Origin of the sequence: Luteibacter sp. (genome assembly GCF_036500425.1) — a bacterium.
Lineage (GTDB): Bacteria > Pseudomonadota > Gammaproteobacteria > Xanthomonadales > Rhodanobacteraceae > Luteibacter.
Genome location: NZ_DASYCB010000056.1, coordinates 1 through 24,305 on the forward strand (window position 1 = coordinate 1; position 24,305 = coordinate 24,305).

Genomic DNA, 24,305 nt, shown 5'->3' on the forward strand with positions numbered 1-24,305 from the left:
CGCTTGCGCGCGATGGGGGTTACCGCACCCCATCGCGCGCAAGCGCGCTCCTACACACGGGACTTAGAAGAACTTGTAGTTGAACGAGACCGTCCAGGTGGCACCCGGCGCGTAGTACAGGTTGCTGTAATCGTCCAGCACGAAGTACTTGCGGTTGAGCAGGTTATCGCCGTTGAACTGTACCGACGCATGGTCGTTGAAGGCGTAGCGTGCCATCGCGTTGACCAGCGTCTGCGACGACTGGTACAGGCGGACCACGCCGTAGCCATCATCGATATCGGCCTTCGATGGCCCCTGCCAGTTCACGCCACCGCCCACGGTCAGGCCGCTCCACTCGCCAGGCAGCGTGTAGGTCGTGAACATGCGGACCAGCGTGCGCGGCAGCGACGGACGCAGCGCACCGCCTTCCGGCGCCTTGACGTTGAAATGCGACCAGCCGAACGTACCGTTCCAGTGACCCGACAACGCGCCCGAGGCTTCAAACTCGTAACCGCGTGACGTGGTGCCATCGACCGAGCGATAGGCCTGGGTGATGCCATCGGGCAGGTATACACCGGGCAAGGCATCCGCCACGTGGTCTTGCTTCGTCTCGAAGAACACCAGCGAGGTATTCAGGGCGCCATCGAAATGCCGACCCTTGATGCCGACTTCACGGCTCGTGCCCAGCACGGGTTCGAGGAAGCTGCCGTCCTGCTTTCGGTTGTTCTGCGGATCGAAGATCTGCGTGTAACTCGCGAAGGCCGAGTAGTTGGGCGTGATGTCATAGATCAGGCCTGCGTACGGAATGGTCTTGCTGGCGGTCTCGTGATAAATGCCGGCGGTGCTGTCGTTCGTGTCGTTCTTCCAGCGTGAATAACGTGCGCCGACGATGAGCTTCAGCGGATCAGCCAGCTGCAGGCGCGCCGCCGCATAGGCACCGCTCTGCTCCGTGCGCGCAATGGATACGCGCTGGGCCGTCGACGAGAAGTCGGGATACGGGTAGCTGCCGTTCCACTCAAGGAAGTTCCCGATATCCGGAAGGAAATCGCCGTGCGGGTATTCGAAGTAATCCGTGCGGTAGTGCGAATCACTGAGGCCCACGACGAGCTCATGCTCGCGGCCCCAGGCCTGGAACGGGCCCGAAGCAAACAGGTCGAGGTTGTTTTGGCTGCCGCGCTGGAAGCTCTTGTAGGCGTACGGTATCAGGCCCTCGCCCGTCTCGCGGTCTGGCGCGCCGTAGACGTAGAACAGCGACGAATCGGCATCGGTCTTGCGATGGCTGGCCAGCGCATGCAGCTGCCAGCCGTTGTCGAAGCTGTGCTTGAGGTCGGCGAAGGCGGTCTGCGTCGTATTGTTCCAGTGCGTCCAGTCAGCCGCTGAGGAGAAACCGCGTGGCCACTGGATGAAGCCGCCGTCCTGGTAGAGCACCGGGTACGAGCCCCAGGTGACACCGGTCGGCCGGGTCTTCTGCCAGTCATAGCCGACGCTCAGCGTCGTGTTCTCGTCGAGGTCGGCGTCGATCACGCCGTAGGCCACGTTCTTCTGATTGTGGTATCGATCGATGTAAGAATCGCCGTCTTCATGCGCGGCGACGAAGCGTCCGCGGATGCTTCCCGATGCATTCAACGGCGTCGACGCATCGACGGTTTCACGCTGCGTGTTCCACGAGCCATAGCTCACCGACACGTCGGCTTCCGGGGTACGGCTATCAGCATGCTTACGCACGAAGTTGATATTCGCGGAGGGGCTGCCGGCACCGCTCAGCAAGCCGGTCGCGCCGCGGATGATTTCAATGCGCTCATAAATCGACGGATCCAGCGAGGAGTCGGCCGAACTGATATTCAGGCTCGAAGCGATGGGGACGCCGTCGTACGACATATTCTCGACCTGGAAGCCGCGCGACCAGAACACCACACGTTCCGAGTCGTACGCCGTCGAAAATACGCCCGTGGTGTTGTCCAGCACCGCGCGCACGTTCGTCAGGTTCTGGTCCTTGATCCGCTGCTCGGTGAACACACTGATCGACTGTGGCGTGTCCTGCAGGGTTAGCGGAAGGCGCGTCGTCGAAGACGACTGGTCCGTCGTGTAGGTCGAGACGGCCTGGCCCTGGACGTTCACGGTGTCGAGGGTGGTGGCCTTCTTCGCCTTATCATCCTTATCGGCGTCGTCAGCGTTCGGGCCGGACTGGGCGTGCACCATGGCAGGCAACGCGGCGGCAAGCGCAAGGCAGAGAAGCGAAAGGCGCGGACGCCCGTGCATACGATGAGTCATGCTGAAAAACCCCAAGGCTAGAGAAACCCTGGACGCCCCAATGCAGGCGCCCGTGTCTGAATCACGACTAGGGCTTGCCTGGAGGCTGGCTCATCGATCTGGACCGCTATCTTAACAGGTTGAGAACATTCTTGTGCATTGCGGTGCTCGACCTGGTTTTTGCAGATGTCGTATGCAAACGCCCAGTGCCTCCGCGACGGGTCTTTTGTAGGAGCGCGCTTGCGCGCGATGGGGCTTGTCGCAAGAGTCATCGCGCGCAAGCGCGCTCCTACAAGGGGGCGGCGGGCTCTTGTCCAGGGGTAGTGCACGCATCTCATTTTCTCTCCTGTGGCTCATCCGGACAGCTAGCTGTCCTCCCGCGGGGTCCCCCTCTGGCGAATCCGTGCCTACCCTCCTGCGACATTCAGGACAGCACAGGGGCGCCCTCATGAAACGTTCGAATCGAAAAATCGTCAGCCGGGCCTGCACTGCCCTCCTCGGGAGCTTGGTGTTTCAGGCCACCGTGCAAGCGGCCACGTGCGTGCCCCAGTGGAGCAGTTCCGCCAAGGCCAACACCACCAGCCTCCAGGCAGCGATCAACCAATGCTCCGCCGCCGGCGGCGGGCTTGTCGACCTGCACGCGAACAATGGCATCGCTACCGCTGTGATCACCAGCGTCAACTTGGCTAACAACGTCGTCATCAAACTGGCGAAGGGATTCACACTTCAGGGCAGCACAGGCCTCTCGCCGAACAGTGCCGTCCTGGTCGGCAAGAAGGTGAGTAACGTAACGATTACCGGAACCGGTGCCATTGATGGCGATGGATCCGCATACTGGGCGTCTGCCGTGGGGCAGGACAACACGGAGCGGCCCAAGCTGATTGCGATCAGTGGGTCCCATATCAACATCGGGGCGAACTTCACGGACACCGGGGCGCCGCAGTCGCTGGTGACCTTCCCCAGCCCCTCGAACGATACGACGAACGCGCTGATTATCCGGAACTCGCCGAAAGAACAGCTCGTCATCGAATCGGGGTCCAGTGACGTCACTATTGATGGTGTATGGATCTATGCCAATCCTGCCAGGAACAGCAGCGGGGACAACCTGGCGCCCAATACCGATGCCATCGACATCATCGGCACCCATGTCGCGACCATCCAGAACTGCGTCCTGGACACGGGCGACGACGATATCGCCATCAAATCCAATGCGGGCGGTCCCCCGACCGCGAACGTCGCCGTGACCCATTGCGTCGTGGGCGGCGGCCACGGCATTTCAATCGGCGGCCAGGAGGCCGCGGGCCACACGCTGGCCGACCCAGGTGTCTCGGGAGTGATCGTAAACAACATTCTCTTCAACGGCACGGACTACGGTTACCGGATCAAAACCGACCTCACCAAGAAGGACAGTGGGGCGACCAACGACATCGACTATTCGGACACCTGCATGACCCATGTGGGTCAACCGTTTCTGTTCACCTATGCCTACGCTTCCGGAAAGGGCGGCCCGGCACCGATCATTTCGAATATCACCATCGATAACGTGATCGCCACCGCGACGAAATCGCAAGGTGCGATTCAGGGCGTGAGTGCTGACGAAATGGGGCGCCCAACCACTGACAATCTCGGCATTCGCATGACCAATACGCGGATCACTGGCGGAAGCAAGTTCAAGGTAACGTTCGGCGAGTTGCAACTCGGGTCAAGCAGCGTAGCCAACACCACCGTGGGTGAAAGCGGCCAGGTCATCCTGATGAAGGACAACGGACCGACGATCCAGTGCCCTGAAGAAATCCGCATCCCTGCCCAGATCTAAGTTCGGCAAGGGCATCCCAGGGGTGAAAAAATGAGAAGGCAGTCCACCGACTTACGCGCCCGGCGCCTGATGGCCGCATCCATCTGGACGGCGCTTGGTGCCAGCGCGGCGCCCGGTCTTTCGTCGGCGCGCGATTTCACGCAGACCATCACCGGCTCGCTAACCGACGACACCGCATACAGCGCGACTCAGGACAGCCAGGGCCGTCTCGTTTATCGATTCAATAGTGGCGACACGGTCACCGCATCGACCACGTTACCGCAGGATATCAGTGGCGTTCGGCTGATCGGGGTGGTGAATCCGCTTCTCATGCAGGTGGGTGATGGCTCCGGACAACTCAGCATCTCCGCGAAACGAGCCGCTGTTGGCGCATGGGGCGTCGCGCTTGGTGTGGATGTTGAACAGAGCGAGCTGACAGTCAATGGGGCTACCTCGATCGCAGCCGAGTCCGATGATGCCGTCCCCACGAGTTCGTCGATTGGGCTCCGTGTCTACCAAGGCACCGCCACCTTCAATGGGCAAACGACGATCCGGACCCAGACCCCCGGCTATTCCCAGGGAATATGGTCCTACCAGGGGGTTCTCACCTTCAACGGGCACACGACGGTCAACGTGGCGGCGCGCGGCGAAAACACGGCCGGGGTGTATAACTCGGGCGGTGGCCGCAGCAACATGCTCTTCAATGGCGGACTGACCGTGTCCTCGTTGGGAATCTATCCCAGCGACAATGTGCACGGAATCTACAACGACAACGTAAACACCCGCCTCACGGTCGATGGCGCGCTCGATCTCACGGCAACCTCGAATGGTTCCACGGTCTTTGGCATCCGTAATCAGGGCCGCCTTTCCGTCACAGGTGACGCTGCTATCACGGCGACCGGTCCTCGATCGTCTTTTGGCATCGCCAATACCTACCGAACAGCCACCATGAACCTGGGTGGCAACGTCGATATCCAGGTCAACAACGGTACCGGCTACACCCCTTTTGGTTTGCCGGCGGCCATCAGCAACACGTATGGCATGGGCTCGTCCATGACCTTTGCGAAGAACGTCACGGCATCGGTCCACGCGGCGACCGAGGCCTACGGCATCATCAATACCGGGGTGCTGAACTTTGTTGACCCCACGTCCCTGGTGACCCTGGATGCGCATACCCACTGTGACCACTGCAATACATTCGCCATCAACCAAACCGGCGGTCAAGTTACTTTCGCCGGTGGACTGGTCGCGAGCGCGACAACGGATGGCGACGGCAAGACGATCGTCCTCGCGAATACTGCCCAAAGTGACAGCAACGCGCGGGTAGACATCAACAGTACGGGCGCGGGTCGTGTCGCGTTGGTTGGTGATCTGGTTACTATCGATACGGCCGGTGCAAACAACGTTGTCCAGACCGCCACGACTCATGTCTTGCTGGACACCCTCGATTCGTCCTTTAAAGGAAGGGTGCTATCCGCCACCGATTCCGGGTTGGCCGGCACCGCATCAGCACAGACCACGGGCGACACCTCACTGACGTTCCTGAACGGTGCGACCTGGGTGCCCACCGGCACAGGCGTGGTGGCCAACGACTTCGGCAATGGCACGCTTCATATAGGCAGTGGCGGTGGCATCGATCTCGCATCGGCCTGGGGGACCTTTCTCCCTGGCGCGATTCCTTCTCACGCGTTTCGCACACTGGAAATCGGCAGCGCCGCGACCAGTCACACGACCGTAGCGCTGGGCGACGGCGCGATTTTCACCTTGCTCAGCGACGTGCGTGGCGGCGTAGCCGATCGCATCGTCCTGGGTCCCGGCGTATCGGCACTCCAGGTATCAGGTAAGGCAAGTGTCAAGATTGCGTACGATCCGGCCCTCGACGATACCCGCTGGGTCAATGCGTCGACGCTCAAGACGGGCGTAGTCATTCCCGCCTCCGCCCCTGTCACCATCCTCGACGCCAGCGGCCTCCCCGACGAAGCGGCCCGCCTCGGGGCGATCCAGGGCGCTTCCAGCCAGTGGACGAGCAGCTATGAGAATGCCTTGGTGCAGTTCAACTACGCGCCGCAAGTCGCGTTGAGCGCGGATCAGCGGCGTGTGCTTCTGACCGGACTGCAAATCTTTGGCGACGGTCAGCCGCAGGCCCCGACGTCGCCCACGACGAATGACGTGACCACCGACCAGACACCTCCACATAGCGCGAACACCGCCGGCATACCCTCCTCCGCCATCCGGCCGGCCAACAGCGTGCTGGCGGCGGGAGAAGCTGCCGCGATGACTAGCGACCTGTGGCTTATCGATGACCAGACCCTGGCTCGACGCGCCGACGCATTCCGAAACGACATCAGCCACGTCAACGGTGTCTGGATGGATGGCTCACAGGGAAATAGTGCGGGCTCGGCGGGTGACGACCAGGCCCATCGCCGGCCCTGGACTACGCGGAACGTCGGGCTCGACACGGCCTGGGAGACGGATCAAGGCAGCAACCTCTCGGGGTTGGTGTATTCCCATGCGGAATCCGATGCCGTCCTGAATGAGGGACGAGCACATCAACACGATCATGCCCTGGGCCTTTACGACACATGGCTCTCCAACCAGGGCTATTTTCTTGATGCCAACGTCCGCTTCGGTCGTGCCGCTTCTACCTATCGATCCGTCAGTTCGACTGGCGAAGTCATTCGCGGCGGATTGGGAAGTCATGCCGCAAGCGCTGCGGTGACGGCAGGATATCGCCTCGGAACGACGGAGAGCGGCTATATCGAACCCCAGGTGCAACTTGCCTACGGTACCGTTTCCGGCGCTACCTACAATGCAAGCAACGGTGTTCGTTTTCGACGCGCGCGATTCGCTTCGATGTCATCGCGTGCCGGCGTGTGGTTTGGCAAAGGCGTTCCGCTACCCCACGCCGCCATGGCAGATGTCTACGGCCGCCTGTCGGTTGTGCATCGCGCGGACGATGGCATGCAACTAGAGGCCTCGTATGAGGGCGGGACCCTGCCCCTCGATCTGCAGCCCAGACACACGACGGCCCTTGAAGCCGCACTCGGCGCGCGCGTCGCTGTCTCCCGTCGGGTGAGCGGCTTCGTCGAAGGTGCCCGCACGTCTGGCGATCGGCTCGCCAAAGGCTGGCGTGCGACTGCGGGACTCCGTGTGGCCATCTGATAAACCACCCGGCCCTGCCGACTCGGGGTGGCGGCGACCTCACGCGTTGACGCAGTTCTCACATATCGAACCGCCAACCCTGCGACACTCCGCGAATTCGCACGATCTAAATGGGGAAATTTAGACGTTTAAATGCGTTCGTGCGCGCGCTGTGCCAGGTCGGGTCATCGCCCGCGGTTCGGCCGGGGAGTGGCGGGGAGGAGGTGCTACCTCTAGCCCTATCGTGGGTATCCCAAAGGAGTGCTTCTACTCATGAAGCTCGGTGCATTACGCATGCGCGTGAAAACGCTGCTGGCTGTCGCCAGCCTGACGGCCCTGGCGGCCGCCTTCCCCGCCGCCGCGGCCCAACAAGCCCACCCAGCCAACGCCTTCACTGATGGCCCCGTCGCCATGGCCCGCGCCCGGGTGGCCGCGGATGTCCTGATGAGTTCGTATGAACCCAACAAGGCCTGGTTCCCTTCCAGCTGGTGGAATTCGGCGGTGGCCCTGCAAACCATCGGCGATTACATGCAGCGGACCGGTGACCGCCGTTATCTCGGCCAGTTGGACAACACCTTCGAGAAGGACAAGGGCGTCTTTCCGGCCGGTGTGCTGTCCGGCGATCCGCTACTGGGTAACTTCACCAGCCGGGCGATCGACGATTCCGAATGGTGGGGTCTCACCTGGATTCAGGCTTATGACCTAACCGGTAATCCCAAGTACCTCAACATGGCGGTGACTATCGCCAACTACGTGAATGGCTATTGGGATACGAGCACCTGCGGTGGTGGCGTTTGGTGGGATGGAGAGCGGACCTATAAGAACGCCATCACCAACGGCCTGTGGATCCGGCTCACTGCCGAGCTGCATAACCGTATCCACGGCGATACGCTGTGGCTGGGCCGTTCACGCACGGCCTGGAACTGGTTCCAGGGCAGCGGCATGGTGAATGCCAATGGCTTGGTCAACGATGGCCTCACCAACGCCTGCACCAACAACGGCCAGAACGTGTGGAGTTACAACCAGGGCCTCGCCATCGGTGGTGGACTCGAGCTGTACCGCGCCACGCGCGATCCGAAGGTCCTCGCCGCGGTGAAACGCCTCGCGGATGCTGCCATCGGCCCGAACGCCCTGGTCACCAACGGCACGCTGACGGAAATCTGCGACGCCACTGACCAGACCTGCGACGACAACGGCAAGCAGTTCAAGGGCATCTTCATGCGCTACTGGACTGACCTGGTCGATACGACGCACGACACACGGTATGCCGACTTCCTCTCGCAACAGGCCGAAGGCATCTGGAACAACGACCGCGACGCCGCCGGGCGACTGGGTACGCGTTGGTCTGGTGCGACCAGCGACGATCACCCCAATGTGTTCGACTGGCGCACGCAGGCCAGTGCGCTCAGCGCCCTGATCGGCGATGTGCCGACCTTCACGCCGATCACCTCGCTGGCAGGCACCCTGTCCCCGGCCCAACCGGTGGTTATGCCCGCTGCCACCGGCACCACGACCCTTCCTGTCACGCTTAGCGCGTCGGCCACGGGTTACATCCCGTTGCTCACCCTGACGTCAGTGGATGTGCCGGCGGGCTGGTCCGCCACGCCGCGTGCTTCGCTGCTGCCCCTGCAGCCGCGTGGCAATGCCAGCCCGGTAAGCAAGACCCTGCCGCTCAAGATCACTGTGCCGAGCTCGGCAAGCGACGGCCACCACATGGTCGCCGTAAACCTGACCGCGGCCGGGCTGCGCTTCACGACGCAGGCTGATGTGCTCATCGCTCATGCCATCGACTTTGATACGGGGACGGTGGATGAAAATCCGTGGTTGTTCGATCCCGATGGCTCGCAGAGCAACGGCGTGCAGAATCGTTTCGCTGATGGTAATGCGCACTTTACGTATCGGTTTCCGTTCCCGGGCGATACGAAGGCTGCGACTGTCACGCTGACGATCGATGCAGAGTTCATGGTCCAGGCCAGTTCGGATAACCAGACGTGGACGACCGTGTTGGAAGAGACACGGCCAATTACTGATGGGTCGAATAAGGAAGACCGGACTGTGGATCTGACGCCGTTCCTGAAGGCTGCGGCGGATGGGTCGAAGCCGGTTTATCTGAAGGTGTCGGATTCGTTTCCCAACGATGGTTGGGGTGGGCGGGTTTATCATGTGACTGCGAATATTACGCAGTAACGGATGGTTGCGCTCCCGCCTGTGCTTGTCACGGGCGGGAGTGTAATCCCGTGCATTCGAGATCCTTCTTTCGCTGACTTCGGCGCTCTTGCGTGTCAATACCCACGTTTGGTCCATCGATTTTGTGTTTGACCGCACCGCCGAAGGGCGCGTTATCAAATGCCTGACGATCGTCGACGACGCGACGCATGAGGCCGTCGCCATCGAAATCGAGCGGGCCATTTCGGGTGTAGGCGTAACGCGCGTCATGGACCGCCTGGCCGGAACGCGCGGTCTGCCAAGGGTGATTCGTAGTGACAACGGAAAGGAGTTCTGTGGCAAGGCCATGGTCGCCTAGGCGCACGAACGCGGGGTGCAACTAAGAGTTATCGAGCCGGGGAAGCCGAACCAGAACGCCTACATCGAGTCATTCAACGGGCGACTGCGCGACGAATGCCTCAACGAACACTGGTTTCCCAGCCTTCTGCACGCCCGAACGGAGATCGAAAACTGGCGCCGTGAATACAACGAGGAGCGACCGAAAAGAGCACTAGGCGGGCTGACGCCCGCTGCCTACGCGAAACAGTTACAGTAATTCTGGGCTCCAAATCGGACACTACTGAAGGTGGGGGGACGTCGAGAGATCCGTATCAAAGATCGCGTCTAAAGCAACGTGTAATGAAATTTGTCCGGCCATCGGGCAGCCCTATCAAACTCAACCACCCTATCCAACACTGCCACAATCGCCTGGAATTCTTCCCGCAGCACATCCCTGGATCGCTCAGAATCCACCCACGAAATGCTCAACGGCCGCTCAACGCTTGCGCTCAAGAGGTCCCACAGTGCATCTAAGTTTCTTCCGTACGAGTGTAGGTCCAGCCCAGCCGCCAACTGCCGGTAGAAGTCATCCGACGAAGTGATCTTTGAGCCATCGAGAACTACATTCATTTCCAGCTTCCAATCGGGGAGTCGACAAACAATGATGTTCATCGCCCAGGTTCGCCACTTATTCCCTTGACCGGGTAGCGCGCTTCATTTCAACTACCTTGCCAATAATGAACAGAATGGCAGTGTAGAGAGTGCCAACAATGATTCCGAAGGCCACGAATATGGCAACCCGCCGTGGGGCGTGATCTAACCAGAACCACCGCGTTACCAACTTATTCCAGTCCTTCGGAAAGATCGGGGCATCCATAAGTATCCAGAAGACAAGACCATATAGCGCACCACCAACTATGTAGCGGCCAATGAAGTTAAACCACAGGTCTACGATATATAGAAGTGGCAGGCCGATGAACGCAGTAACGCCGACACCGATGCAGAAGAACGCTAGCAAGCCCCACCACTCGCCAGGCTCTGCTTCCGAGCTGATCAACGCCGGGATCCATATCAGTGACGCGGCAAGGCCGCCGATTACCAGCAGTGCAATCTGGCGCTGCTTACGAGATGTTGGATGCCTCCTCATTACTGACATACCCTTACCGAAGCGAACTTACTTTCGATTAGCACACACTACCCTCCAAAGCTGGCTTGGAAGTTAGCCTAACTACTCTTTAGGTTATCCAACGCAGAAATCAACGCAGCGGGGGCAGACGTCTCCCCGCCCAGTAGGGCGTACACGAAGCACACCCATTTTGCAGCGATGATGTACTGGCCACGCGACAACCAATCATCCAGATCATCCCGTAACACCTGCTTACCCCAAGCAAACAACTCTTCGCGACTATCGCCATCCCCATCACGACTCCATGCCCTAGCCACGGCATATCCGTACTTGCGGGGCGAAACAGACGTCCCGCTCTTAACTGGGACCGCGCTATGGCTGGCCTCGTACTCCCTGACCGCAATGGACGGCGCGTTAGCCAACATAGCTACTGGAATAAGCTGATCCAGTCTCAACGTCCTTAGGTCACCCTGACAGTATGCATTGGTTTCACGAACAGCAGATATCTCGCCATCTAGTGTCTCTTGCCAGAGAGCTTCCTCGATGCGACCGGTAGAAAGCCAGCTCGCTACCGCCCTTGCCTCTCGCAGCTGATACAAATGAAACTTTGGCGCCATCCCAAAATTCTCATTCGACTCAATGGCATCTTCAAGCCATGATTCGCATTTGGGCAAGCTCGACTCTATATCAGAAAATAAACCTACAAATCCCGCTGACACAATGAATCCAACCAAACTCTTGGCCACGTTCACGACATCAAACGCACCATTCACCAAATTTGGCGCGATCTGCAGTCCCTGATAGTACGAAATGACGTCACTTCCCGTCCTCGTGAAGCCATCGTCACGATCGTGGCTTCTTATCCCACACGGAGCGAAACTGCACCATACTCGGTTCTGATAGATCGTGCTTATCGAAGAAATCCTCGAAGATAGTCCTGACAGTGTCAAACGAGTAGCACACGGTCCTGTTGTCGAAGGGATGATCGTTGAACACCATGGTTCCCGAGAACGGCAGATCGTTTGACTGCCACCACTCGTGAATCCTGCTCTTCTCACCGAGCTCCTCCACTGGTGAGTACACGATCCGACAGTTGCCCGGGTGGGCATTCATGGTCATGGACAATCCCAGCCTAATCCTACTGTCCGTTTCGGGATAGCCAATTTCTAGTTGCACGCCGCCGCCAAATGTAAACGCACGCCGAAGACGGTCTTCAACATGCGACCACACCGGGGATTTAACATAGATCCCCATCTGCCCCGCCACTTCGCGGTCGACAGCGCTCATCAAGATAATCTCGTTCATCATAGTCGCTTGGCCTTAGGCAACTGCTCTTCCTTAATAGTAACCCAGTCGCTTGAACCTCTGGACCACTGCATCACCTTACCAGTGGTTCCGTCTACCACCGTTAAGACGTTCAGACCCGCACGGTCAGCCATCGCTTTAAGGTTCTTTGCACAGTAGCCACAAGGGTCCTGGCCCCGAACAACGATTGTCATGTCCTGGCCCTTCGTCAATCCAGCGTCGTAAGCCTGCTGAATTGTCCCGATCTCGGCATGAGCGTCCGCGTAAGTACCATTCGGTGCATCTTCGCCGATCAAGTCGGCAATTAACGTCGGCGTGTTCGACTGATCAGCTAAGGGGCGTGCCGTCTGATTAACATCGGAGAATGTCTTCCCTCCTACGCTACCCTCGGCCGTAACCTTAACAGGTGCCAATGCACCCGGTAACGTGGTTCCAATCAGGGGGTCCACCGACTGCTGCGCCGCGAGCGCGAGGCTCAGCCGCCAACCTGCCATGGAATCCGCCGTTCCCATGGAGGTTGCGATCTGAGAAAGCGCACCTGCGATCTGCCCACCATTTGTTCCCCCGGTGAGCAGTAGCGGGACATCTCCCCCAGCAGAAGCAATGGGGTAATAGCCCAAAGTAGCAGCCCCGCCCCCTGACCAAGTGGACGACGACCATTCTGAAATCCACGAGGGGGTCTGGTACAACGCACCTGCACCACCGCCTGATGCCATGGCGGGTGCGGCCAGAGCGGCCGTCAATGCTGTCGTGTACGCCATGACCCCACTGTTGTAGGCCGTCGGCACTCCATACTGATCGTGGGTCTGCTGTGCCAACGTCCACGCCGGCACATCGCTTGACAGATAGTCTGCCGCATTACTCGCTGCTTTCTTTATGCCGCCATATACAGCGCCTACCACCGCACCAGGTATTTCGTTCGGATAGTCGCCATAGTGATCTAGCTTAAGATCTACCGCTTTTCGAGCATCATCGAAGCCCGCTACAACCTGGCGAAACTGGTACATCAAATCATTGGAAGGCTCGTATTCAGCATCAATGCGTGCACCCGGAGAAATGCCGTAGTACGAGTAGTACGCTTTCGCTGCAGCATCCTTGTCGCCTTCAGTCAAGACGCCGTACTTCTGAGCCACGTTTGCAAAATAGCTATTCGAGAATTGCTCGCGCTCATAGTCTCGCTCGAGACTTAGCTTTTCCATGGCCGCAGTGATCTGATCTTTACACGCCTGATCGCTGCCGCATTCAGCTCTCTTCTTGTCCGCCCATTCAACTTCACTGTGAAGTAGCCAGTTGTTCTGCGTGGCCGACTCGGCGACAACCGCACCCGTTGAACCGCCAGCTGCCAGACCTATGGCGGAACTCCCGAGCTTCATTAACGAAGCGAATTCGGGGGTTCCCGGTAGGTAGCCAGCATCCTGAAGTGACTGAGACAACGCATTGATCGCCAGCTGGTTTGCCGTCGCACCTGCTACCGCCTGTCCCACGTCACCACCGCCCAAGCTCGCCATCGCGGCCGCGACAGCACCGTGCAGCGCAACTTTCTCGGGGCTGCCTTCCTTAAGATCAAAGACTTCGCCGATATCACCCGCGACACGAAAACCGACCTGCCCAGCGACTTGACCTAGTTCCTCGCGCTCCGCAACTTTCTTTGCATCGAAGATCGGCCTAAGGCCACCTGCATCGAGGTCAGGGTTGCGGTCTAGGCCGCTGAGATCAATGCTCGGCTGGTTGCGCACATCTAACATGCCATCGGCAATTCCCGCGCGCGTAGTACTGCTGGCATCCTTCGATTGCGGAACACTCATACTTCCGGAAAAACTACCGCCGCTTCCCACCGAGGCCGAGCCGCTTACTGAGTGGTAGTCGGCCTTATTCTCGACATCACTGAAGCTGAGCGAGCCAGTGCTTAGAGCATTCTTCGCAGCGTCAGCCGCGCTGGCGATAACGCCACCCTTAAGATCAGTGTTGCCGCTAACGTAGATATTGTATCCACCGCTGCCTGCCCCAATACCGCTGATCTCGTCGACGCTCTTATAGTTGCTTGTCGTTTTTCCTGCGGCGATGTTGACCTGGCTTCCGTACCCATAAACATAGGTACCACCGACCTGCCAGTACTGGCTCGCGTAATCGTTAGTCACCTGTTGGCTCGCAATATTGAGATCGCCCCCGATCGCCGCCACCACCGACTCGCCCTTTGCCTGGGCGCCGCGGATATTGGTGTCGTTGCCGGAGACAAGGCTTAATGTGTCTGACGCGTTGACCGATGTGTTCGCGTTCGTGGTGCCGTTGCCATGGGTAATCCCCTTGCCAATGCTCGCGGTAACGTAGATACCAGTTTGGCTACCAACACTGATCCCGAACTCACCGCTCGCATTGGCGCTATTGCTCTTTTGCGTGTGCGCCTCAAGTTGGCTCAACAAATTCAGGTCGCCAGTGGCGGCAAGAGAGACATTCTTACCATCTATCTGGCTTCCAATGACGTTTAGATTGCCGTTCATTGCAGCAATAGTGACGCTTCCGTCGCTCCGGATGGCGCTCCCGGTGGTCGTGTCATCGTGCGTGTTCGTGTGGCTGTTAACCGTGCTGGCACCGAGGCCCACTCGCACGCTGATTCCATTCGAGTTTCCACTGTCGCCATCTTTAGGTGCGGATGGACCCACGCCAAGTGCGTCCATCACGCCATAAGTGGTCTTCATCGCATACAGCGCCTTCAACCGGTCATCATCGACCTGGCCGGCACGATGCGCGGATGCGTAGATACCCTGCGCCGTGTCCACCACGCCCCCCGTGAGGCCGACGTTGATACCCCCAGAATGCGCAGACTGCGTCTGCCGCGAATCCACCGTCCCCAGCCCGGCATCAATCGTGACGTTCTGCCCCACAATCGACGTGCCGGTGTGGCTAAGCACATCCGACCCGGTGATATGCACATCCTGCCCGGCCGCCAGCGTGACGCGACCATCCGTGCTGCCGATCAGGCTGCCGGTTGAATCGATCTGGGTGACGTCCAGCGTGCCCTTGGTCTTCTGATTGCCGATCGTGACGTGCAGACCGTCCTGGATGAAGCCCGAAGTGGAGACCTTCTGTTCATGGCCTTCGGCGTGCGTGCTTAGCGCCGTCCCGATGTTCAGGTCGTGACCCGCCGCCAGGGTCACGTCGTGGGTACCCGCGATCTGTGCCGCCTGGGTGTTGATGTCGTGGTTGGCGCTGACCGTGACCGAGTCACCGCTCAACGTCGTACCCACGGCCACCCGGTCTTCGCTGGTATCGGCGTTGGCCTTGGCCTGCGTCTGGTAGTTCCAGTCTGCTGGCAGCGTGCCGCGGGTCATGCCCGAGCGCTTCACCGTCCGGCTGTGACTTTCGTCGTAGACATCTTCGCCGGCCAGCAGATTCACGTCGTGGCCGGCGCTGAGGGCGATGCCGCCATCCGCCTTGACCGTGGCGGCCGTGGCCGTCAGATCGTTGCCCGCGATCAGGTGCACGTTGTCGCCGCTCAGCGACGTGCCGATCCCGTAGGTCGACGACACCTCGTCATGCGTGGTGGTGGTCTTGCTGCTGAGCAGGCCGCTCTTCTTTTTCTTGGTATCGGTGACGACCGTGTGGTTCTCGTCCTCGGTGGTGAGGGTCAGGTCGTGGCCCGCCGCCAGGGTGAGGTCACCGGTCTTGGTGCCGATGGTCGCGGCATCGAGCGTCGCGTCGTGGCCTGCCACGATCTGGACGCCCGTGCCCGCATCGAGTGTCACCCCACGCACCGTTTCGTCGGTGGTGGTCTGGGTGATGTGCTTCTTACCTTCCTTCCAGCTCGCCGTCGTGGTCTGGCTGTCGGTCACCGTGGTCAGGTTGAGGTCGTTGCCCGCCTGCAACGCCGCAGCGCCGCCCGCCTTGAGCTGTGTACCTTCAAGCGTGGCGTCGTGACCCGCGACGATGGCGAGGTTGCCGCCCGCATCGACCGAGGTGACGTCGTGGGTGACCTTGGTTGCGCTGCCATTCGTCGTCGCAGTCAACGCGAGGTCGTTACCCGCCAGCAGGGCCACATCGCCGCCCGCCTTGAGCGTCCCCGCCTGCACACCGAGATCATGGCCGGCCTGAAGCACCAGCGAACCGCCCGCGTCGATCGAGCTGCCCGTGGTTTCGGTTTTCCAACGCGTACCGCTCTGCACGGCACCGACCGTGAGGTCATTGCCTGCCTGCAGCGCTGCATTGCCGCCGGCCTTCAGGGTGGATGCCGACAGACTCAGGTCGTTACCGGCGACCAGCGAGAGATCCTTACCCGCGCTGAGCGTGATGCCCGAGGCCTGGGTGCCGGTGAGCGTGCTGCTCCACGCGTACGGATGCGTCGTGGTGAGGCTGGATTCCAGCGACAGGTTGTTGCCCGCCGCCAACGCCAGGCTCCCGCCCGCGGAGACCCCCTGCCCGGCCAGTGTCAGGTCATGCCCAGCGGAGAGAAGCGCATCGCCGCCTGCATTGACGACGGTGTGATCCAGCGAGAGATTGTTGCCCGCGCTGATCTGCAGGCCCTGGGTCGCTGTGATGCTCGCCCCATCCATGCCGCGGCCGACCAGACCGCCCACATTCTCCGAACGAATATCGCCGCCAGCGACCAGGCTGACGCCCGCGCCGTCGATGCGCCCATTGAGGTTGGTGATATTCCCGGACGTACTGATCGCGGTCAGGCCATCACTCGAGATGCGCCCGCTGTTAAGCAAGTCCTTCGCCGTGAGCAACGTGCTGTTCTCACCCCGGATCGTTCCGTCGTTCGACAGCGTGCCCGTGGCGTTGATGCTCACATCGCTACCCGCGATCACCGCACCCTGCGTGGTCAGCCCCAGGTTGCCGCTGGCCAGGTACACCACCGGCACCAGCACCTCATGACCATCCACGGTCTGCTGCACCATCCAGACCATATCCTGGGTGAGCGCGCTGACCTGGTCGGCGGTGAGCGCCACGCCGACGCTCAGGTTCATGGCCTGGGCGACATGCGTGGCGTTGTTCATCAGCGACGGGTATTCCTCCAGGCCGCTGCTGTAGTCGGAAAGGTACGCACGGCCCGTGAGCTGGGTCACCTGGTTGGTCACCAGCTGCTGCTCATAGAAGCCATCGCCAAGGCGCATCATCGTCCGCGCCGGATCGATACCGAGCTTGTCGAGCAGATAATCACTGCTGATGAACTGGCTGAAGTCGGTGAAGCGCGAGTTGGTTTCGATCAGGTAGTTGCGGCTCGGCGCATGGCCGAGCAAAGCGGCGAGGAAGGCGTTGCCCATCAGGCCGACGTAGCGCGCCGAGGCGCCCGTCGCCGATGCGGAAAGCGCGCCAGCATCCACCGTACCGACGGTGCTGCGCTCACCCGCCGACGCGGCGACGATCTGCCCGCCCGCAGTGGGGCCATCCACGGCCACGCTGTCGCCACCACGGACGCTATAGATGCCGCCGGTCGGCAGGGTCACACCCGCCAGCGGCTGCCCTGCGCCACCAAGCACCTGCGGCGCATGGCCGGTGGCCGGGTCCACCTGCGCGCCGACCGGCAGTCCGCCCGCACCCTGTGCGTTGCCCTTGTTCACCGAGGCCAAGCCGATGGCCTGCGCGTTCGGATCCAGGCGTGAATTGCCGACCGAACGGCCATCCGCGGTCACGCCGCCATTGGAAACGTTGACACCGCCAATGGAGACACCTTGCGCGCCGGACATCACCGCGCCAAGGGCGGTGTAGTTATCGTGGATGTACGTCGACGGATCGGTGTTCGGCCGGCGGGAGTACGACTCTTCATCGCCGCCCGCGTTGTTGCACAGGCTCTGATCCGTGCCACAACCAATGTGGTGTGTCACGGCCACGGTCTGGATCGTGCGGCCAGCCGCCAGCGACTGGTTGGCGACGTTCTCGTTGCCGGCGATCATCCCGGTACCGCCGCCCGCACCTTGCTGGTTCACCGCGAGGAAGCCGCCAGCGGCGATCGTCGAGGTGTTGTTCGTCACCGAGCCATACAGCGAGATACTACCGCCCGCCACGATCTGCGACTGGGCGCTCGCGGCGTTCACCACCGTCTCGTCGATGGTGTGGTACTCGGTCCAGGTCTCGTACTCCTGAACCTTGTTGATCGCGTACTTGTAATCCGAGCGCGGCAGCGGCTGTGACGCGGCGGATTCATCGGCGGTGAGCGTGTGGCTCGTCGTATTCAGCACGCGGCGCACGTTGTTGATCTGGTTCGCTGCGAGAAGGATGTTGCCCTGCGCCTGGATCGAACCGGAGATATTGTCGATCTGGCCTGCGCGCGTATCGAACAGGCCTTGCCCGTTGCGCCCCGCACCCGCCACGTTGATGCTGCCGAGGCTGAAGATCTGTGCGTCGCGGTTGAGCAGGTAGTTGGTGTAGATATCGACGCTGTTAGTCGCGGCGATCGTGCCGCTCTGGTAGGCCGCGTTACCGGTCCCCTGGCCAAAGTCCGCACCGTTGATCACGGTGCCGGCCTGGATCGTGACGTTGCCGCCCATGATGCTGCCGGTGTTGTTCACCACGCCCGCATGCAGGCCGACCGTGTTGCCTTCGATGTCGCCGGCGTTGGTGATCGTGCCACCGGTGTTGAGCTGCGTGTTCGCCGAGTTCAGCAGCGCACCTGCGTTGTTGGTGATATTCGCGGCGCTGATCGTCAGCCCGTTCACCGCCTGGATGCTGCCGTTATTGGTGAACTGGCCATCCACGGCCAGGTTGAAACCACCGTTCGCCTTGATGCTGGAACCCGCGGCCTGGATGTAATCGCCTACCAGATGCATGCCAAGCGTGTTGTTGGCGATGATGCTGCCCTGGCCGGTGATGTTCCGCACATCGAGCGATACGTTGCCCACGCCACCGACGCCGTCGATACCGGCCTGTACGGTGCCGCCCGCGTTATTGAGTGTCGCAAGGGTGAGATTGAGCTGATGGCCGGCGGTGATCTTGCCGCCCGCGTTCACGGCGGTGGCGCTGCCGTTGACGAAGTTGAACGTGTTGCCCGCATACACCGTGCCGCTGGTGTTATCGAGCAGGCCCGTGCCGAGAGTCAGGTTGTTCGCGGCGACCAGGGTGCCACCCTGCGCATTGGAAATCGATGTACCCGACAGGCTGACATCGCCCTGCCCGCCCAGCGTGCCACCGCGGTTGTCGATGCCACCGCCGGAGGTCACCTGGGTAAGCGCGGCGCTGGCGTTCGCGATGCGGCCGCCGACGTTGGAGATCGATGCCGAGTTCAGCGTGGTCGCGCCGTTGGCTTCGATGCGGCCACCGTTGTTATTGAGGCCGTTGGTCGCGCGTAGATCAAGGGCACCCAAGCTCTGCAAGGCCCCCGTGTTGGCGACGGTGTCGGTGGCCTGCACGCTGAGCTGCCCACCGGAGATGGTGCCCGCGTTGATGAGGCGAGCCGCGTTGAGGGTCGTCAGACCACCGGCCGCGATGACCCCGCTGCCGTTATCGAGCACGCCACTGACACCCAACGTCGCCGCACCCGGCACCGACTGGATCGTTCCGCCACTGTTCGTCAGGCTGGCGGCGCTGATGCCGATGTTGCCGCCGGTTGCCTGCAACAGGCCACCCGCGTTGTTCACGCCGTTGGTGACAGTGAGGCTGAGCGTCTTGCCGGAGATCGCGCCGTTCGCGGTGTTACCCAGCGATGCCGCCGTGATCGTCGTCGCGCCCTGAGCATTGATGAGGCCGCCATCGTTGGCGAGCGCCGTGGTGGCCACCACGCGGGTGGCCCCATTGCTGATGATCGTGCCCTGGCGGTTGTCGACGTCCTGGTCGGCGCCTACATCCAGCAGGCCGGTGCCTGCGAGCTGCACATTGCCGCTGGCATTCACCACGCGGCCACCATGCAAGGTGAGGTCACTGCCGTTGCTGGCGATCGTGCCGCCCGTGTTATCGATCGTCCCCGCCGTACGGATCGCCAGCGCGGAGGTGCCTGTCTGCAGCAGCTTGCCGCGACTGTTGTCGATCGCCGCCGCCGAGAGCAGCAAGGCGTTCGCCTGCAGGCGGGCGTCATGCCCATCCAGGCCACGATTGACCAGCGTGCCGCTGGCTTGCGCGGTCAGCGCGCCACCGATGGCGAGATCGCCGCCCGTATGATCGATGTTACCCGCGCGGGCGATGAGCCCGGCATCACCGCCGGCACGCTGCGTGCCATACGAGAGATCCAGGGCATTGCCCTGCACATCGAGCGTGCGCCCGGCAAGCAGGCTGCCATGCGCAGTCAGCGCGGTATCCGCGAGCACATGCAGGTCGCCGGCCGTATCCAGCGTACCGTCATCCTTGACGCCTGCGGCGAGCGTACCCGCGACGTCGATCGTTTCACCGCGCGCGGTGAGGTTGCCGGACGACAAGGTGCGGCCGGCGTTGCTGATCGCCTTGCCGTCGAGGGTGATGGTGTCTGCGCTGAGGGTGCCACCCTGGCTGAGGGTAGCGGCGCTGGAAAGCGAAGCCGTCTTCGCGGCGACATCGCCCTGGGTCGTCAGGTCACCCTCGGCACGCAAGGTCAGGCCGGTGGCGTTGAGCTGGCCACTCTGGCGCAGTGCGCCTGCGGCGGTCGCATCGAGGTCAGAAGCAGAGACAACGGTCCCGCCAAGCACCAGGTCACCCTGGCGGGTGAGCAGATGCACATTGCCCTGCTGCGTGCCTAGCGTACCCGTGTTGCTGAGGCTACCGCCCTTCAGGTCCAGGGTCTTTGCAGCGATCAGCTTGCCCGCATTGGTCAGGGCGCCCGAAACGTCGATCGTGAGATCGTCACCACTGGACAGCGTCGCGGCTGCACCCTGGGCGAAGGTCGCGCCGCCGAGCGTCAGCGCCTTTCCGGTGTAGATGTTGCCCTGATTGTCCAGCGTGTCGGCAGCATGCAGCCCGAGCGCCCCGTCGGTCGAGATGTCGCCGGTGTTGCCGATGGTCGCCGCATGCAAGGTCAGGTCGGACGATGCAAGCAGCTTGCCGGCATTCGTCAGTGCACCCACGGTGTCGACACCCAGCGTGCCGCCCGCCTGGGTCGTGCCGGAGAGAACGGTGTCACCCTGCGAGGTCAAGGACACATCGTGCGCGCTCGCCAGCAGGCCGGCGCTGTCGATGCGGCCGGCGGCAACAGTAAGCGCTGCGTTCGACTGCAGCTTCCCGCTCGCATCCTGGGTGAGGGTGCCCTCCGCGCGCGCTGTCAGCGCCTGCTCGGCACCGATACTGCCGCGGTTGTCGATATCGCGGGATGCATGGGCGTCAAGGGTACCCGCGGCATAGACGCTACCGGTGTTGCGCAAGTCACGGCCCGCCTCGAGGCTTAGTGCACCGTCGACCGACGTATCACCACCCAGCGTAAGGTCGCCCGATGAGCCAAGCGCGGCCGCGGCTGCACTCAGCGAACCCGCCTGCGTCAGGTCGCCTGCTGAGGTGGCATCGATCCGGCCGGCCGACACCGTCGTACCAGCCAGGCTCAGGGCACTCTGCGTCGTGGTCAGCGAAAGATCGCCGCCCGCAGTGCCTAGCTGGCCGCCACTACGAAGGCTGCCCGCTCGCACGGTGAGCCCATTGCCACCGATGATGGCGCCATCGCTATCGACAGCGCCAGCCACCGTAAGTGACAGGCCCTGCCCGCCATTGAGCTGGCCCGTCGCGGCCTGGGCGAAGCTCGATGCATCGAGGTTCAACACGTTGCCGGCGTAGAGCAGCCCGGCATTGGCAATGTCCTGCGCCGCGTTCAGCGTAAGGTCGTGGCCGGCCTGCGCCCGACCCGCGAACGAGAGACTATCCGCATGCAGTGCGAGATCCCGTGTGGCGTCCAGCGTACCCTGCGTCGTGATGCTGGCCGCCTGCAGCGACAGATCGCCACCCGCATGGGTCGTGCCCGACTGTGCGAGCGTCGTCGCCGCATGCAGGGTCAGCGCGCCGTCGGCATAGGCGTCACCACCCAGCGCCATCGCCTGCCCCGCATCGAACACGGCGTTGCTGGCGGCATAGAAGGAACCCGCCAGCGTCATGGCGCTGGCCGAGGCGACATCCAGCGTCGCACCAGTGAGCTTGCCGTCGATCAACAGATCGCGCGCGGAGCGAACCTGGAAACTGCCGGCCGCCGAGGCGAGACCGCCGAGGTGGATGTCACCGCCGGTCGTCGTCAGCGTGGCCGCACCCTGGGTGCTACCCAGTGAGCCCGTGGAATCGATCGATGCCGCGGTGATGCGGAGTGTGTTGGTCCCGACGACGTTGCCCGCGTTCTGCATGCCATCGCGAACGCGCAACGTCACCGCATCGCCTGCACTGACCGAACCGCCGGTTCCGACGGCCAGCGTCCCTGCATCTGCCGTGAGTGCCTGGCCGGCGTAGAGCTGACCTGCCCCCGCAAGGTCCCCAGCAACGGAAAGCGTGAGGTTATGGTTCGCCGACAAAGCGCCCGCGTTCGCGACCGATCCGGCAGTCACCGCCATGTCACGACCCGCGACGACCGTGGCGGCGTTATCGAGCGTACCGCCAGTAACAAGCGCCACGTCGCGGCCACCCTGCACATTGCCCGCCAGCTGGATCGACTGCGCGCTAAGGGAAACGTCGCGCGCCGCGTCGATCTGCTTGCGGTTGTCGAGCGTGCCCGCCTTAAGCGCGAGGTCGGTGCCCGCGTGCAGCGTGCCCGTATTGCTCACCGCGCCGTTCGCGCTAAGCGCGAGGCGGCCATCGGCATAGAGGGAGCCGTTGTTGCTCACGTCACCGGCGACCTGCACCTGCCCATCGCCGCGTGCGTAGAAATCACCCTGGTTGCCGAGCGCACCGACGTTGGCGTCGACGCCGCCCGCTGTCAGCTGGCCCTGCTGGGTCACCGTACCCGGCGTGCGAAGACTGAGCGTGCCAGCGGCGACCGTCGTGCCTGCCAGCGTCATGTCCGCACTACTGGCCAGCGAGGCATTGCCCTGCTGGGTGCCGAGCTCACCGCGGCTCGCGATGCCGCGCGCCGTCACGCCAAGGCCGTTCCCGCCGACCAGGATGCCATCATTGATGAGGTCGCCCGTGGCGCTAAGCACCAGCTCGCCGCCCGACGACACGACGCCACCCGCGCGGTTCGTAAAACCGCCTGTGCGTATGTCGAAGCGCCCGCCCGATACTGCGATACCCGCGTTATCGACACCCGACGCAGCATCCAAAGCCAGCGAGCCCGCTGCAATCACACGGCCGCGCACGGCGAATGGGCCGAGCGCAGCAAGGTACACGTTGCCAGCCTGGGTACCGAACGTGCCATCGATCGTGACCGGTCCGGCGGCACGGAGCGTCGCGTTGTTCAGCGCCACCGTCGTGCCACCCAGGCGCACTTCGCCCGCACTGGTCAGTTCCAGATCACCGGCCTGTGCGGCGATGGCGCCACTGCTGACCACACCCACACCCGCCTCGGTGCCCACCAGACGGATCTTCTCTGCATACATGCCACCCAGCGCAGCGACGTCGATCGCCACGCCCGGACGCGCCGCGTCCGCCGCATTCGCACGTACGCCGGCATCCGCGTAGTTGGCGTCGTTGGCGCCCGCGACAACGTTGAGTTCCTTGGCCCAGATCTGGCCGTTTACCTGTACCGCGCGGGCGATCAGGTCGGTGCGATCGACCACCGAACCGTCAAGGCCACCGCTGCCGATCGCGATGCTGCCGCCGGCAACATGGAAGGCATCGAGGCTGCCGCTGCCGCCGAACACGGGCGTGCCGGTGGTCAGGGTAAAGCGCTGGCTGTTGATCACGCCGCAGCCGTCGCAGGTGATGCCGTAGGGGTTGGCGATCACCACCGGCGCAGCCTTGCCGCCGACTTCGATATAGCCACGCAGGCTGCTGGGCAGTGCCGAGGTCACCTCATTGAGGATCAGCGAGGCCTCGCCACCCTTGAGGTTATCGTTGCCGGCGATGTATCCGCCGAGCTGCGTCTTCACGATCGAGGCGCTGTTATTGAGGATCACGCCGCGCTGGTCGACGTCGAAGCGCTGGTACTTGTTGTGCGATACGCCGCGCGCATTCGGCGCGACGATATCCACGACCGGCACACCGTTCGCCGCCGAATCCATCTTCGGCCGATTCGCCCCTGCCGCGGCATCGGGCACCTGCTGCGCCCACGACACCACCGGGATGCCTACCGTCGCGAAGGCGACCGCGAGCACGAGGGCCCGCATCGCAGCCATCGCCGTCGCGCCACGCGGGCGCGCCATCATTTCCTTGATCGTCATCATGACTCTTTCCTGTGTCGGGCCACCCGCCTTGGGCGCCCCT

The 24,305-nt window shown here is 62.2% G+C and carries 9 protein-coding genes and 1 pseudogene; 4 read left to right on the forward strand and 6 right to left on the reverse strand.

Annotation, left to right across the window (positions count from 1 at the left end; genetic code table 11):
- Positions 1 to 63: 63 nt before the first annotated feature.
- Positions 64 to 2,250 (reverse strand): TonB-dependent siderophore receptor, encoded by a 2,187-nt coding sequence (locus tag VGN46_RS13905; RefSeq protein ID WP_331644313.1) that lies wholly within the window; start codon positions 2,248 to 2,250, stop codon positions 64 to 66.
- 427 nt (positions 2,251 to 2,677) lie between these two features.
- Here VGN46_RS13905 and VGN46_RS13910 point away from each other — a divergent pair, with 427 nt between their 5' ends.
- The 4 genes and pseudogenes from VGN46_RS13910 to VGN46_RS13925 all read left to right on the forward strand — a co-directional run.
- Positions 2,678 to 4,045 carry a glycoside hydrolase family 28 protein gene (locus VGN46_RS13910; protein WP_331644314.1) on the forward strand — a complete coding sequence of 456 codons (1,368 nt, stop codon included), beginning with the start codon at positions 2,678 to 2,680 and terminating at the stop codon, positions 4,043 to 4,045.
- 69 nt (positions 4,046 to 4,114) lie between these two features.
- Positions 4,115 to 7,186 carry an autotransporter outer membrane beta-barrel domain-containing protein gene (locus VGN46_RS13915; protein ID WP_331644315.1) on the forward strand — a complete coding sequence of 1,024 codons (3,072 nt, stop codon included), beginning with the start codon at positions 4,115 to 4,117 and terminating at the stop codon, positions 7,184 to 7,186.
- Between the two features lie 252 nt (positions 7,187 to 7,438).
- Positions 7,439 to 9,352: a glycoside hydrolase family 76 protein gene (locus VGN46_RS13920; RefSeq protein ID WP_331644316.1), complete on the forward strand. Its 1,914-nt coding sequence runs from the start codon at positions 7,439 to 7,441 to the stop codon at positions 9,350 to 9,352.
- A gap of 106 nt (positions 9,353 to 9,458) precedes the next feature.
- Positions 9,459 to 9,926 (forward strand): annotated as a pseudogene (locus VGN46_RS13925) (integrase core domain-containing protein); the annotation flags it as partial.
- A gap of 68 nt (positions 9,927 to 9,994) precedes the next feature.
- Here VGN46_RS13925 and VGN46_RS20370 read toward each other — a convergent pair.
- The 5 genes from VGN46_RS20370 to VGN46_RS13945 all read right to left on the reverse strand — a co-directional run bounded on the left by VGN46_RS20370 (position 9,995) and on the right by VGN46_RS13945 (position 24,265).
- A complete protein-coding gene (locus VGN46_RS20370; protein WP_414675258.1) occupies positions 9,995 to 10,321 on the reverse strand; it encodes a barstar family protein in 327 nt (108 codons plus the stop codon).
- A gap of 16 nt (positions 10,322 to 10,337) precedes the next feature.
- A complete protein-coding gene (locus VGN46_RS13930) occupies positions 10,338 to 10,796 on the reverse strand; it encodes a hypothetical protein (protein WP_331644317.1) in 459 nt (152 codons plus the stop codon).
- Between the two features lie 77 nt (positions 10,797 to 10,873).
- Complete coding sequence (locus tag VGN46_RS13935) at positions 10,874 to 11,527, reverse strand: hypothetical protein (RefSeq protein WP_331644318.1); 654 nt, start codon at positions 11,525 to 11,527, stop codon at positions 10,874 to 10,876.
- A gap of 91 nt (positions 11,528 to 11,618) precedes the next feature.
- Positions 11,619 to 12,080, reverse strand: a complete 462-nt coding sequence (locus VGN46_RS13940; RefSeq protein ID WP_331644319.1) for a DUF6911 family protein — start codon at positions 12,078 to 12,080, stop codon at positions 11,619 to 11,621.
- Entirely contained in the window at positions 12,080 to 24,265 is a 12,186-nt protein-coding gene (locus VGN46_RS13945; protein WP_331644320.1) for a hemagglutinin repeat-containing protein, read from the reverse strand. The genes VGN46_RS13940 and VGN46_RS13945 overlap by 1 nt, the downstream gene beginning before the upstream one ends.
- Positions 24,266 to 24,305: the final 40 nt, after the last annotated feature.

Excerpts from the sequence above, each read along its gene's own strand:
- VGN46_RS13905 (WP_331644313.1), bottom strand. The coding sequence starts at position 2,250 with ATGACTCATCGTATGCACGGGCGTCCGCGCCTTTCGCTTCTCTGCCTT.
- VGN46_RS13910 (WP_331644314.1), top strand. The coding sequence starts at position 2,678 with ATGAAACGTTCGAATCGAAAAATCGTCAGCCGGGCCTGCACTGCCCTC.
- VGN46_RS13915 (WP_331644315.1), top strand. The coding sequence starts at position 4,115 with ATGGCCGCATCCATCTGGACGGCGCTTGGTGCCAGCGCGGCGCCCGGT.
- VGN46_RS13920 (WP_331644316.1), top strand. The coding sequence starts at position 7,439 with ATGAAGCTCGGTGCATTACGCATGCGCGTGAAAACGCTGCTGGCTGTC.
- VGN46_RS20370 (WP_414675258.1), bottom strand. The coding sequence starts at position 10,321 with ATGAACATCATTGTTTGTCGACTCCCCGATTGGAAGCTGGAAATGAAT.
- VGN46_RS13930 (WP_331644317.1), bottom strand. The coding sequence starts at position 10,796 with ATGAGGAGGCATCCAACATCTCGTAAGCAGCGCCAGATTGCACTGCTG.
- VGN46_RS13940 (WP_331644319.1), bottom strand. The coding sequence starts at position 12,080 with ATGAACGAGATTATCTTGATGAGCGCTGTCGACCGCGAAGTGGCGGGG.
- VGN46_RS13945 (WP_331644320.1), bottom strand. The coding sequence starts at position 24,265 with ATGATGACGATCAAGGAAATGATGGCGCGCCCGCGTGGCGCGACGGCG.